15 protein-coding genes and 1 tRNA gene are annotated in these 13,326 nt (G+C 50.8%); 2 read left to right on the top strand and 14 right to left on the bottom strand.

Features of this window, described 5'->3' with window-relative positions; genetic code table 11:
- Nucleotide 1 precedes the first annotated feature (1 nt).
- The 10 genes from HJG54_RS19175 to HJG54_RS19130 all read right to left on the bottom strand — a co-directional run bounded on the left by HJG54_RS19175 (nt 2) and on the right by HJG54_RS19130 (nt 9,121).
- Nucleotides 2-2,566, bottom strand: coding sequence for a CHASE2 domain-containing protein (locus tag HJG54_RS19175; RefSeq protein ID WP_316430722.1), 2,565 nt, complete (start codon nt 2,564-2,566; stop codon nt 2-4).
- A 2-nt stretch (nt 2,567-2,568) separates the two neighbouring features.
- On the bottom strand, nt 2,569-3,966 hold the full coding sequence (locus tag HJG54_RS19170) for a DUF1822 family protein (protein ID WP_316430720.1): 1,398 nt from the start codon (nt 3,964-3,966) through the stop codon (nt 2,569-2,571).
- 67 nt (nt 3,967-4,033) lie between these two features.
- Nucleotides 4,034-5,620 carry a hypothetical protein gene (locus HJG54_RS19165; RefSeq protein WP_316430718.1) on the bottom strand — a complete coding sequence of 529 codons (1,587 nt, stop codon included), beginning with the start codon at nt 5,618-5,620 and terminating at the stop codon, nt 4,034-4,036.
- 151 nt (nt 5,621-5,771) lie between these two features.
- Complete coding sequence (locus tag HJG54_RS19160) at nt 5,772-6,602, bottom strand: enoyl-CoA hydratase/isomerase family protein (RefSeq protein ID WP_316430717.1); 831 nt, start codon at nt 6,600-6,602, stop codon at nt 5,772-5,774.
- Between the two features lie 701 nt (nt 6,603-7,303).
- On the bottom strand, nt 7,304-7,762 hold the full coding sequence (locus HJG54_RS19155) for a hypothetical protein (protein ID WP_316430715.1): 459 nt from the start codon (nt 7,760-7,762) through the stop codon (nt 7,304-7,306).
- A gap of 86 nt (nt 7,763-7,848) precedes the next feature.
- Entirely contained in the window at nt 7,849-8,112 is a 264-nt protein-coding gene (locus HJG54_RS19150) for a hypothetical protein (protein WP_316430714.1), read from the bottom strand.
- 73 nt (nt 8,113-8,185) lie between these two features.
- Nucleotides 8,186-8,344, bottom strand: a complete 159-nt coding sequence (locus HJG54_RS19145) for a hypothetical protein (RefSeq protein ID WP_316430712.1) — start codon at nt 8,342-8,344, stop codon at nt 8,186-8,188.
- 10 nt (nt 8,345-8,354) lie between these two features.
- The gene (locus HJG54_RS19140; RefSeq protein ID WP_316430711.1) at nt 8,355-8,546 is read right to left on the bottom strand and encodes a hypothetical protein; all 192 of its coding nucleotides are present in this window, start codon (nt 8,544-8,546) and stop codon (nt 8,355-8,357) included.
- Nucleotides 8,537-8,767: a hypothetical protein gene (locus tag HJG54_RS19135; RefSeq protein ID WP_316430709.1), complete on the bottom strand. Its 231-nt coding sequence runs from the start codon at nt 8,765-8,767 to the stop codon at nt 8,537-8,539. The genes HJG54_RS19140 and HJG54_RS19135 overlap by 10 nt, the downstream gene beginning before the upstream one ends.
- Nucleotides 8,768-8,839: 72 nt before the next feature.
- The gene (locus HJG54_RS19130) at nt 8,840-9,121 is read right to left on the bottom strand and encodes a helix-turn-helix transcriptional regulator (protein ID WP_316430707.1); all 282 of its coding nucleotides are present in this window, start codon (nt 9,119-9,121) and stop codon (nt 8,840-8,842) included.
- A gap of 481 nt (nt 9,122-9,602) precedes the next feature.
- Between HJG54_RS19130 and HJG54_RS19125 the strand changes: the two genes are divergently transcribed.
- Nucleotides 9,603-9,758, top strand: coding sequence for a KOW motif-containing protein (locus HJG54_RS19125; RefSeq protein ID WP_316430706.1), 156 nt, complete (start codon nt 9,603-9,605; stop codon nt 9,756-9,758).
- A gap of 29 nt (nt 9,759-9,787) precedes the next feature.
- On the top strand, nt 9,788-10,084 hold the full coding sequence (locus tag HJG54_RS19120; RefSeq protein ID WP_316430704.1) for a hypothetical protein: 297 nt from the start codon (nt 9,788-9,790) through the stop codon (nt 10,082-10,084).
- A 119-nt stretch (nt 10,085-10,203) separates the two neighbouring features.
- Here HJG54_RS19120 and HJG54_RS19115 read toward each other — a convergent pair.
- The 4 genes from HJG54_RS19115 to HJG54_RS19100 form a co-directional block, all read right to left on the bottom strand.
- Nucleotides 10,204-10,276: transfer RNA gene (locus HJG54_RS19115), tRNA-Glu, on the bottom strand.
- 27 nt (nt 10,277-10,303) lie between these two features.
- Entirely contained in the window at nt 10,304-11,149 is an 846-nt protein-coding gene (locus HJG54_RS19110; RefSeq protein ID WP_316430702.1) for a PIN domain-containing protein, read from the bottom strand.
- Nucleotides 11,150-11,174: 25 nt separating this feature from the next.
- Entirely contained in the window at nt 11,175-12,689 is a 1,515-nt protein-coding gene (locus HJG54_RS19105) for a site-2 protease family protein (protein ID WP_316430700.1), read from the bottom strand.
- 25 nt (nt 12,690-12,714) lie between these two features.
- Nucleotides 12,715-13,101 carry a DUF3110 domain-containing protein gene (locus tag HJG54_RS19100; RefSeq protein WP_316430698.1) on the bottom strand — a complete coding sequence of 129 codons (387 nt, stop codon included), beginning with the start codon at nt 13,099-13,101 and terminating at the stop codon, nt 12,715-12,717.
- Nucleotides 13,102-13,326: the final 225 nt, after the last annotated feature.

Raw genomic sequence — 13,326 nt, 5'->3', positions numbered from 1 at the left:
CTTACTTCTTCCTGAATACAGGGAACATGTAAATTGCAAATACGCTGAAGGGCAGAAGCCAGGGTAACAAGATAGTTGCAGAAAGATAGAGCTGTAGACTGATCAAGCCATAGACGATTGGTATGCTCAATAAAATTAGCTTGTGGCGACGAGATGAGCGCGAGGATAACCTTAGAACCAATGCCTGACTCAAACCGGCAGCGAGGCCAATCAGCCACAGATCGGGAATCGGTACGACCAGACGCTGAGCCAAGAATTCTTGCAGCAAGTAGGCATGTACTTCACCGCCAGTAATCGAGTCCAACGATGCAGTGCGGTTGGGCTGCCAGTAGCGCCAATGTCGCACGGCGGCGGGTAGCTCTAGATTATCCTGTCCCCATACGACTCCAGCCTCGCTATAACCACCGGGCACAATCATCACGATTGGCAGCGGCTGGGTGAATGATTGCGCAGACTGAGGCTGATTCAGCGATTCTTGCTGGAGAAATTGCCAAGCTGGAATGGTGCGATAGACCTGTTCGGGTGGGATTGAGAAATCAATAATGGGGTGCAGCCACAGTTGTTTGAACCCGTAGGAAAAAGCGGTCAACGGCTGCACCTGCGATTGGGCCGAGAAGATAGGCGTATCCTGTCCTGACTGCCTGAGCGTTTTTGCAAGCTGCGCGGCAAACGGAGTGAGATTCTCCAAATTCGGCTGGAGTGGGTAAAGCCGATCGCGGTTGAGCTGATAACTAAGGGCTAGCAGATAGGTAAATGGAAAACTTTGAAGCTCCTGCTGAGCGTTAGTCTGAGTATAGGTTTGTGCATGAGACTGAGTATAAGATTGAATATTAATAGCTGCAGAATCCACAAGACTAGGATCTGCTAACGGTACATAGGTCGGTAATCGCCCCAGGGATAACAGCGTCATATCTCCAGCTAAACTCCAATTGGGGCTTGCTACTTCTGGAATCAGCTCAGGCCATTCCCCGTTGAGATCCCGCATGGTTGCAAAAACAAACCAGGGCGGTTGGGGAGAGCGAATTGCAGATTGTATAGCTGCTGCTAACTGTTGGTCTTGTTTGGGTTGGGCGGCCGGCCGATCCAGCAGGTAATCCACTCCGATGACTTTGGCATTGAGATCTGCGGCTCGATTCACTAGAGTAGCTAAATAACTGCGGTCCATCGGGTTTGGCTCGGCAATCCCAGCTCGCCGAATCGACTGATCATCAATCTGCACCAGCCAGACTGGAGCCACGGTGGATACAACTTGCCCGGTGGCTCGTCGGTAAAGGGCCTGAACCCAAACACGCTGTTCGAGTAAGTGCCCTTGGATCGGCTGAAGTAAACTCAAGAGGCTGAGAGTCGTCAACGCGATAGCCTGTTGCCGAGAGGGCAACCACTGCCGCAGCCATTGTTTGAACCCCACGGGCTGGATGCGAAACAGCGCTGCTTCGGGATGGCGAAACAGCGAGGGAATCAAATAGGCTGACGGATAGGTGAGATTGCGTTCTAGCTTAAGGCACTGACAGGCAGACAGCAACGATTCATGCACGTCTTGATGGGCACTCAGGCTGCGGAGAAACTGCAACAGAAAGGCTTGTGCCACCTGATTGTGAATTGGCTCTCGCATCACGGCCACCTGACTGAATCCCAAATCGATCAACGATTCGGCCAAATTCAGACCATTGCAGGAGTTAAACAAGGCAAATTGCAGTCCATGCTCTCTGGCAAAGACTAGCTGCGGCGCAATTTCCTTAATCGATAGGGTGATCCCGGGGGCAATCGCTAATTTACCGCCGGTGATCGGGGCTTCGTTGCTATGACCGGCAAAAAACAGGACATCCCACCCGCGGGGATCGGTGATGGCCGTGGCGATATCGGTCAGCAGGGTTTGCGGATCGCGTCCGGGCTGCCAGCCAACAAACTGAATTTCGGCAATCCGGGACAGGGATGTGACAGCGACTCGATCCACCTGAAAGTTCAATCCCGTCTCATCACCTAAAATTGCTAAAATGCGGGGCCGCCCCTGCCGTGGTCGAGAATTGGCAGGACTGCGAATCGTTTTGGGTGCACGAACAATCCGCGTCGCCACAGAGGAGGCAAATTCGGTGATAATTTCCCAGGTCTCCCAAGGTAAGCGCTCTAGTTCGGGAGCATTGCAGGTTAAAAAAACATCCACATGGTGAGATTCCTGTTCACTACTCTGCTGCACAATTTGAGCAATCTGCTTGCGGATTTCGGCGAGTTGACTGCTGTTGAGCCAGCGGTGAAATTCTGCTAATAGCTGTGCCTCTGCTTGCACTAGGTTAGAACGCCAATCTTCGGTCGCAGCAAAACTGCCAATGGCATCGACTCGTCCGCGTAACTTCAGATCTGACTCTGCAACTGGTTTAACAACAGGCAGTGCAGGCGGGATGGAAAGGTGGCGATAGAAATTGAGATAGCTCGTTTGCCAAGTGTTGTACTGCTGCATCAGCAGCTCTGGATAGGGCAATTCTGCCGAACACCACTGTCCCTTTCCCCAGGAGAGGTTAAATACGACACAAAGCTGTTGATGTTGGCGGATATCTAAGCGGAGTGTCATGGTCAGTTCCCGGCAGATTCACTTAAATGAAACCTAAACGGCGGTAGGGTCAACATGGCATTTTCTAGCGCCAGTATCACCTGAAACTGTTCGTCTTTTTCGCCAACTACGCGAGTATAGAGTGAATTATTGCCTGACTTGGGATCGAGTATAGCCTCTACCAATACTTCATTTTGATCATTCACGCAAAGTTTGATCGCACGTTCGGGCTGATGGGCTGATTGTAATTTGAGAATCAATAGCAAAGTCCATTCCTCGGCCTCGGACCAAGTCACCGCATAGAGCCGCAGCGGAATCTCTGCCAGATTGAAATTATTATAAGCGCAACGCGCACCCGCAGGAATCTTGACGCCATCTCTGGCTAACTGCTTGCAGATCAGATCAATTTCCTGCATGGTTGAGGCATCCACCATTGGAAACAAAACAGCCGCATATTCGTTGGAACGCACGGCTGCAAACGGCGGTAGCAGCACCCAATGTAGCTGTTGCGCTATGTCATCTAGCTCGTTTTGTAACCAGGAGCCAACGTTCACTGCTGTATTTACAGCCATATCTACGGTGGATTGAATTAGCGACTGCGGCAGGTTGGGCTGTGATGCAGGCGAATGGACCAGCGTATCAGCAGATGAAGCGAGTGAATTAGTTTGCAACTGGTAATACCATTCCAGCAGGGCAGGATTCGTCAACACCACCACCCCTTGCTCCCAGGTTAACCGCTGCCACAGGGTCTCTGTGGGATGCTGAGCTAATTGGCGCATAATTGTATCTTTTTCATCAGTGATCTGCTCCAGCCGAGGTGGCGGCTCTGACAGGGGTACGGCGGTTGGTTCCAGGCAACGCAGGTGCAGCAGCAGGCGCGTCAGGTCACGATCAAACCAATCCAGAGGGATCGCATAAGTCCAGGAGGGTGACGCCATCAGGGGTTGAGTTCGCTGGTATTGTATCCACTGATCGTATCGTAGATATCCCCAGATCTGGGCCTGCTCTTGCTCTTCTAAAATTCTCACTGCTACATAAAAATGGGCAGTAAATTCTGGCAGATCCATTACAGCTCTCGGTAACTGAATCGTTGCTTCCAGTTCTCTGGTGGTAACTAAACAGAGTTTGAAGTGACCTACCCTAACGTTGCAAACCGCTTCAATCACATTGGCATAAACAGGCTGCCAAATCGAACTCTGTTGATGATCAATAGATAGTTCATTTGCTTGCTGATTTAGCCACTGCTGAAACCCGTACAGCGCTAATGCATTTAAGTAGGTTTTCCATTGTCGCGATTCGGTGACAACTCGGTCGCTAGCCACAATCGCCTGCTCAATTTGCTCCGGCTCAATCGGCACGGTTTGCATGGGCAAGGCTTGAAACAGGTCAAACTCGGCTGTGTGGATTGAATCATCTGTCATTGCTTTTTCCTCCAAATCATGAAATTAGTTCTCTCTGCCTTTTAACAGTCAGAATGGCAACATAGGTTCAAGGAAATCGTTGGATCACGGAGCAGAGTCGTTGTATAAAGAGGTTTTGACGCAAGCATCCCTGGTCAGAATTTGCGCGGACAGAGGATTCTAGAATAACTTGATCCAGATATTCATTCAGCGCGGCTTCAACCTGTTGATCTAGAGTCTGTAAGCGGTCTGGATGGGCGTACTCTTTCGCTAATTCTAGAATGCAATCTCGCAGGTGGTTGAGCGTGCGTTGGCGGACATGACTGCGAAATTCGTCGATCTTCAACAGTCGCGTCACCTCATACTGTCCCTTCAGCCCCATTTCAGTTGCAATGGTCGTCATGGGGACTCGGTCGCAGTAGTAGCGCTGTAGGATTTGCAGAAACACGCTCGCTTTGCCTGCCGTGGATGTTCGGCGCTGTAACTGCTGATAGCGCTGCTGAATTTCGGCGGTGATGGCCTGATCCAAACCGACGATCAGCTGTTGCCGATAGCGGCCCAGGAAGGTCGTTTGGTCATCGTCCTCGCTGTCTGCAGCGGGTACCGCCAAATTAGGGAGTAGTTTGTCGCTTGCATCTAACGCATCAATCGAGTCTGCTGGCAGTGGACCCCCTCGACGAGAAATCCGGTACTGTCTTAGCCGACTGGCTAAGTCGATTAGGTTCTGCATCAACTCTTTTGGAGCCATGGCCAAGTTCGCTTGCTGGATCATTTGATGCAGCTGCTCTGCGGTCGGGGGCTGGCATCCTCCTCGCGTTCTGCTGCGCCGATATTGCGTCCGATAAACCTCGTGATAGCCAGATAGCTGCCTGCAGGCTTGCTCAACCTGATCCGGTGGAAAACCATAGGTTTGCGCTAAAATTCGCCGCAGCACGTCTGGTTCCGTGTCGTTCAGCAAGGCCCAATCGCTAATCAAATACACCCCATGCTCTAGCAAAAAGGCTTTTAGTGGTCCGCACTGCCGCGTCAGCATGTTCGTCCAGGTGGCTAAACTGCTGCGGTCAGGCTCAAAGGTGCGCAAAATCTTCGCGGCCAGATGCTCATATGGTTCAGCCGGATCGGAACGATTGCGAATTGCGCCAGTCTGCGCTTTGGGTTGCGGCGGTAGACAGATCGAGCGGGTTGGGTCCGTGTCATCCATAACAAACCGCAGCAGGTCATACCAGGCAAAGCCGTGCCGTTCGCCGAACTGAGCGCCTAGCGCGATACAAACCGAGCGAATCTGCTCAGAAATGTAGCAGCGCAAACTCAGCTCAGCGTTAAATCGATCGGCAAAAGCCAGTGATTCGTCCTGTTGTAAGGCGAGCAAGTGCCGTTGAATCCATTGATCGATCTTGCTGACAATCAACAGATACGTCACTCGGTACGCCAAAGTGATCAACCATAAATTGACTGTTCGTTCTTCAGTGTGTTGCGTCTGATTCAGCCCCCGATACCACTTCAACCACAGAACCTGTGGCAGCACAATATCCTGCATCCGTTGAATCGTGATCTGATCGGGCAATTCACCAAACAGTTGACAATAGAAGGATTTGACAGGATCGAGATCTTGAATGATGCACCGGCTTGCCGCATCAATCCTGACAAATTTCCAATATCGTGATGCCCTGAACATACTGGCTTCCTCAGTTTCAACCGCTGATCACCTATACGATCCTCGTCTGATCGTACTTAGTTTTGCCGGCTGTCAACTTTATGCACTTGTTTATGGCAATCCTGATTATGGCAATCCTAAGGAGGCAAAAGCCAGAAAATTTAAAGTCAGCTTAGATATATGCGGGACGCCGCTTCTGGATAAATGCGCTGATTCCTTCTCGGCCTTCGCTAGAATTGGCGCTGATGGCAATCGCCTGTTGTTCAAGATGCAGCTGCTGATTCAGCGTGTTGTAACAGGATTGGTTCATGAGTTGCTTCACTCGTCCCAGGACACCAACCGGCATTTGCGCCACTCTTTCGGCTAGGGACTGGGCCTGTTCGATCAGAGAACTGGCCTCTACTACACGATTCACCAACCCTAACTCGTAAGCCCTTGCCGCCGGAATTGGGTCATCTAGCATCACGATTTCCAAGGCGCGTCCCATGCCTACTAATCGCGGTAAGGTAAACGTGCCGCCTGCGGGCAGTGATAAACCATAGGAGGTATTTGATTGTTTTAAATAGGCTGTATTAGCCATAACGCGCAGATCGCAGGCCAAGGCCAGAAACAGCCCAGCTCCAGCTGCAGCGCCATTAATCGCGGCTATCACTGGCTTGGGCATGGTGCAAATTTCTTCAATACAGCGATGCAACACCTCTGTCAGAACTAAAAAGGAATCGCCTGGAGTGTCTGGGTTGGCAGCCATAGCAAACTTTAGATCACCTCCGGCACAGAAAGCGCGTCCGCTGCCGGTAATTACAATAGCTCGGATGGTTTGATTTGCCCTAGCTTGGGCTAACAGGTGGTGTAGGGCTATCGCCATAGCTAAATCGATGGCATTCAGAACGCTTGGCCGATTCAATGTCAGATAGAGAATATGATTATGAACATAAAATAGCAGCGCAGCGGTAACTGAATCTGAACTAGAGACTTCATCAGTTGCCGGAGTAGAGTAGGACATTTTTTGAGTAATAGTTTGATTTTGGGAGTTATCTTGTTTCGCAAAATGAGTGGTTGATGGTGCAGAACTAAACAGAGAGTGCACAGAGGTTCTCCTTACTTAATACTTGTAGACCTAATGCCAGATTTTGCCAGTCAAGGCTTAGTTTCCTGATTGATATAGCTGTCGCCACAACAATATTTCTTCTGGCAAACACTATAACTCTCCAATCAGAGCAGATCTGGCAAACGATTCGCTTGCAGTCCAGCTCTCAGCAAAACCTGTCCCTACAATCAATTCTGGAATGGATTCTGGAATGGATTCTGGAACTACTCTAAACGACGGTAATGCTGCTGTCAGTCAGAAAAGGTTAGATAATGTCGGAACTATATTGGGACAATAACTTTGAAATGACGCGGAAACCAAAAATAGAACCTACGGAAGCGCAGCTAGAATAAAATTACGATTGTTTGTATCACCCAATCGGGTGAATTGACCATCACTCCGGGTACATTTTCGACCATTTCACCATTTTTTGTGTTCGTTTGTGGAATCGCCCACCCGTTGCTGTGCCATCCAGCGCCGCCCAGACCGCCCCGCTTATCTAGCCCATAGAATTAAGAGTTAGGAAGTTTTGCGAAGGAAGCGACCCCATCAACGCCAACGAAAGAATCAGGGTTTCAGGGTTGCCTGTCTGCTCTTTTTGGCAGGCACTCGTCGGACTAATGCCGATCGCGGGTCAGGTCATAAATCACTTTGTCAAAGTACCAGGTTTCATCGCGCCCTGGATTGTTTTGCTTGGCGTGCTTCAATAGCCGTTCTGCCGCGGCTCTATCTCCATTCAAGAGGGCTAATAACTTAGGCTGAAGTGGGTTGATTGCTTTCTGCCTGGAAAACACAGGAGATAGCAAAAATGACATTACTGATGAGGATGATGGCGGCGGCAGTGGGCGTGAAGGACCAACTGGGGGCGGGGACGGAGGGGCATGACGCTTGGGGGGAACAACGGGAATTCGCTGATAGCGGGGTTGATGGTTCTTCTCACGTTTGGAGACAATAACGGGGATTCGCTGATAGCGTTTTCTCCGCTGCTGCTGATTCTGTTTATGCGCTTCGCCAATTAGCAGGACTGACAGCAAGACGATCAGACCTAGCAGGCCGATGGTAATGAATTTAATCATGGGAATACTCTGCTCTAGGTAGACAAAAGCCCCTGCTCTGAGAGGTGAGTAGGGGCTTCTTTAGCGTTCCCAGCGTTACAGGTTAATTATTGTGGGTTGTCACCCTGTTGTCGCAACAGATAATCCATCACGCGATCAATGCGTTCCAGTGCTGCACTAATGCTGTTGATAGATTGATTAAACCGCTGTGATTCTTGCTGTTGCAGCGTGAGCATTTGCTGTGAGGTTTGCAGTAAGGTGGCAATGGCTTGAGAGTTGGCGTCTACTTGTCTCTGGGTTCTAGCAATCTGTTCAGCATTTTGCTCAACAAGTCTCTCAATGCGATCGAGTCTATTTTCGTTTGAATTCATAATTTGATTAGCTCCTAAGTAGTCAGTTTACTTGGGGGTAATTGGGCAGAGGTGAACGGCCTCTGCCTTTATCCTAAGTCTCCTCTGGTGGCTCTAGAGCAAGATCCACCAGCGTGATCAACAACGCTTTCAATCGCTCTTTGTCTGCTTTGGGCAAGGGCACAGGAATCTTAATCTCGATCTGCCGCTTGCCCTGATCGACAACGATGGTATGCACGTCATGATTTGTCATTGCCTCTCCCCTACCCATCAATTGCTCTACCACCGTCTGTACAATGGCTAATCGACTTGCCTTGATATCTGGTCACAAACGAGTCTCTAGGAAATGCACGCGAGAGTGCCTTTAATACTCGTTTTGCTGTTGCATAATCTGCTACCTCAGCCGTTAGCTTACCGTTGCGGTAAATCTTCCACGGGTTCTTATCTAGTTGCATGAGTCGTTCAACTCCCGTTCGATTCTGGGTTGCTCCAGCGCGCCGCGTCCTGAGATGTCATTGACGCGCCACCGATCTCCCTCTCGAATTAAAGCAAACAGATATTCAAACTCAGACTTACTGGCATACCAACAATTAGGCGAGCTGGGAGATTGCCGCACCACATAGCCCATCGCATTTAAGCGAGTGCTAATCAGATTGAACAGATTTGAGTTATCCATAGATATAGCTCCTGAGTAGGTACGTTACTTGGGGGCAAAAGGGGCAGGAGTTAGTGGCTCCTGCCTCTGAAACTAGTTCAAGTCATCATCTTGATGAGCGATGGAGTCAATACCGTCTTCATCGCTCTCAATTTCTACACGGCTGAAATTGGTAGGCAGCTCGTGTACTGAACACTCCAATAGAGAACACAACGCTTGAATCTGGCTCACAGTGAAGCGCGGTTCCCGCTTGCCTGCAAACCAGTAGTAGACAGCTCTCGGAGAAATACCAAGAGTGTCAGCTACCTGTTCAGGGGTTTTGTTTTTTGCTCTCAAGAGGTTCATGAACTCAGATTCACCTCGTTTTTTGCTCATTCTAACTGAACTACTGTTCATGAACAGTAGTTCAGTTAGAATTCTCTGCATGAACTACTGTTCAGTTGGACTAACAGGGCAGGGTTCGTCTCCGGGCTAGGGATAGCCCTGCTCTGTTCCAACATCTTCGCGTTACCTGTCAACAGGTGCGAGGTTCATATGTCTTATTGAGGTGACTGAATGGCTGAAAAACAAAAAGCAGCCCCGATCGCGAGGCTGCTTACTAGATCTAAAAGAGGCAATCTGACAACTATGTCTGAGGTTCGTCTAACTGAAACTCGATCACTATCCGAACCTTGGCAACAGGGCAAGGTTTTCCAAGTTCAAGCACCCAACATGGAGCACCTTGGTCTAATAAGGGCAATTCTCCTAACGATTGCTTGAGCCTCTGAATAAACTCTTCAACTGTGCAAGTTTTCAAGTCTTTGAAGATTGCTGGCTGCGCTCTGATCACCGCATCTAGATCTAAATTTCAACGATTTTGACGATCAACTTGCAGCCCGGTGATCGGGTGGAAATTATCGAGGGGCGGTTCTATGGTTCCAGGGCTATTGTGCAAACGGTGACGCCTCAAGGCGTGTTTGTCAAAGTGCCTCGCTGGGTGGTAGTGCAGAAATACCAGCCTGACCAGCTTTGATTCATCGAGCGTGGAGGTTCTAGTTAACGGTGAGGACCTGCCGCTACTGGATTGAGCGGTTTCAAGAGGATTTCTATCAGCGTGGTCGGTCCCAAACAMCTTGGACRACTGACTATTGGAAAGTTTTGAAGCTTCTGCCGCCAGAAGAACCGCTCACCGCAGCCCTGCTGCATCAAATTGTTGTATCCACTTCACCCAATACCAAATCCCGCAGACGAGCCTGTATGGTCACAAAACAAATCGCTAAGTTCGCACGGGTCAAGTATGACCCCACCCCCTACCAGGGCAACTCCATATTCACCAACGCGCCTACGAACGTCTGCTGAGCCGTAGCGACGGTGCCCCGCACCGCTCAAAGAGCGATCGCCCGCAGCCACCCAGTTTAGAAACGTAAAGAAAGCGAGAGAGCGAGTACTCAAACCCGCTCTCTGTAAGACTTTCAGCATACCCCCAGGGGAATTCGAATCCCCGTCGCCTCCGTGAAAGGGAGGTGTCCTAGGCCTCTAGACGATGGGGGCTAGTACGCTCGCCTTCGCTTGCCTTATTTAAGTTAGCGTAATCTTTTTAGTTCTGTCAATATTTGTTGGTGATTGACTAGCAGCTTGGGCAGACACTTGATTGGGAGCCGGGTTTGAGGATTGACCCGTGGGATTTTCGAAAAACTGCTGGATGGTGCCATTCCGGAAAACTAACCAGATCAAGTAGCCAGCAACTGCCAAGCCAGCAGTAGCCAGCAGCAGGGACACCACATCAGGCAGCCAGTCTGGGGTAGAGATGTTGCTTGTTTTCGTTTTAGAGCTAGTGGGTTTAGCCGTAAGGCGGGTGGGTGAGGTGCGTTGGTAGGTTTGGCTGGTGCCAGTGGTACCGACAGGTTGGATGCCATGCGCAGCTCTAAATTGCTGCAGCTTTTGGCTGACGGCGATGGGGCGCTGTCCGGTACGGCTCCATTGCAGCAGATTATCGACCGTGATGCCGCAGAGGTTGACGGCTGGAATCTCGTAGAGGCGTTGCAGCAGAGGCCGATCTTTCGTCACCAAAACCACTAGGCTACCCGGTGTATTTTCGGCCAAGCCATAGGCACAGCGTCCCACCGCTAGCGAAACCCGACTGCGGCGAGTCAGGGCCTGCCCAGAACCAACCTTGAGGGCGGCATGGTGGCCGCTGACATCAGTAATTCGCCAGCCGCTGGTGGCATAGAAGCGATTAAACGCTTTGGCAATTCGTTCCAGGTCTGGATCGGGTGAACGATCGAACTTGAGCTTCATTTCCTCATAAACTACCTGCGGCACGTAGCAGCTTCCGACCCTGGAGAACTCGCGCCATTCGCTTGGGGTAGCGGCAGATAAGGCACTGATATCAAACACCAACATCACAGGAGGAACAGCGACCATTGTTCACCTCGTTCGCCTCAAAGAGTTAACCACCGATGCCTAATCGTCCAGCTAGACTTGGGGTTAAGGGTAGCAGAGTTGCGGCCATCAGGAACAAAATTAAGATTCCTAGCGCTGCACGGGCATCATCCGGCTCTGAAAGTTCGTTGAGCGCAGGCCGTTCCAAGTCCCGCTGCAGAAACAAAATTACAATCGCCCAGTATAGGGATAGGGGATTGACTAGCGCTGCTAAGCCCAAAACAATCAGCGTCGCCACCGTAGTCCGTCCGGCGGTTTTGCGTCCGTAGATAGCTTGCACGATCCGTCCGCCGTCGAGTTGGCCAGCCGGCATCAGGTTAATTGCCGTGATCACTAGCCCCAGCCAGCCCAGAATTACCAATGGATGGACATCTACAATTGCTGCCTGCACCGCATCTCCCAGGACGACTCGCGCTAGCGTTCCCACCAGAATTGACCCCTGAAAGAACTCGGTCGGCACCTGAAAGAAACTGCCAGGTTTGGACAGCAGCAAGCCGACAATCAGCATGCCAAAGGCAATCAAGCCTCCCGCCGCAGGACCAGCAAAGGCGATATCGAACAAGACTGAGCGATTCGGCAAAACCGACTCAAACCGCATCAAGCTACCAAAGGAGCCAATTTGCCAGGTGGGAATAAAGAAAGGCGGGCTGAGTTGAATGCCATAGCGACGAGCCAAGAGGCGATGGCCCATTTCGTGGGCTGCTAACACCGCGATGATTCCAACCCCGATCGGCCAAACTTCTGCGAAACGGTTGGGTTCGCTAAAGAAATCGAAGCCCTGCATCAATCCACCCACTTCCAAACAGGTGGCAACCGTTGCCAAGGCCAGAATCAGCGCCAAGATCTTTTGGGCCAGCGTCGTGGGTTTAGGGTCATTGGCAGTCGGTAATACCACGACTACTGGTTTGTCCTCTACCCCCTCCACCAAAAATAGCCGATAGCGATCGCCAAGCCGCTCTTGCAGCAGGGTTGTCAGCTGGGCGTGGGACTGCTCTGGATCGCCACGCAGATTGCCCTTAAAGATGACACCGTTCTGATAAGGAATCGTTTCAGTGGCAAAAAAGGTGTCGATGCCAAAAATGCCCTTCACCGCCTGTAGGTCTTCGGCTGGCATTTGGGGCAACTCTAATGTCAGGCGGTTGGGGCTGGTTTCTGCCGGCGTTTCCTTAGATTGAGTTTCACTGATTTGAGGCGATTCTGTCGCAGACGCTTCTGTTGGTTCAGATGGAGCGACTGCCGCACGAGTCAGTGGAGCTAGCTTCTTGCCTTCCTGTTCGGCCACGGCCCGTACCTGCCGACCCAAAACGATATACAAAGCAATCGAGGTGAGCAGCAGAAACAGCACCCCAGCCAGATTCAGATAAATGCCAAAGGCAAACAAACCGAAAAACGCTAGCCAAGGAAACATCAGCACCACCGACTGGAGCCACGCCAAAATGCCCAGCTTGCCAAACGGTCTGGCTCGATAAAAACCCCATCCCAGCACCGCTAAAGCCACTATCAAAATAAGAGCCGTGATCATGCCTGCTTCCTCCTGCTTCCTCCCTTTACAGTAGCCCCTCCAGCTTGCGGCGGATTTGGTCTAATTCTGCTTCCGATAGTTCTTTAGGTTGGGATGCCTGAGCTGCTTGGCCGGGTTTGGCTTCTGGTTGCCAATCGGTTTGATCTACGTTTGTTTCGGGCGGAATTGCCAGCGTGCCCGCCGGGACGAGTTTGCATTCATAACCTGCCCCTTGGCAAAATTCCTCGATTTCTTTCTGGTCAAATGCCTCTGCCGTCGGACTAGCGAAGTCCTGGGCTTCGAGCATGAGGCCATAGCGCAAGGCATCATCTTCGGATTCAAACATCAGCACCACGTTGTCACCGTTGACTTTTAGCGTATGAATCCCTTCATTTTCGGTCCGGGCATTGAATAGCAACACAAACACACGCATTCCCAACTTCCCCACTAAATCGCCATCATTGACTATAACGAGTGGCTATCGCCTGATTGTTCCAGCATTGTAAGCGATCGCTTCGCCAATTGATTTGACAAATTGATTTGACAATTTTGATTGCACCATTTAGTTAGGTTTGGCCAGTTGGAGTGGGGAGTGGGGAGTGGGGAGTTGTGCCAATTCTCTGGAGGAACGCTGCTGAATCAAGCTCTCACCATATCT

This window comes from Leptolyngbya sp. NK1-12, from assembly GCF_032598965.1.
Taxonomy (GTDB): domain Bacteria; phylum Cyanobacteriota; class Cyanobacteriia; order Elainellales; family Elainellaceae; genus Elainella.
Note: the sequence above shows the minus strand (reverse complement) of the source record. Positions and strands in the feature narration are given on the sequence as shown.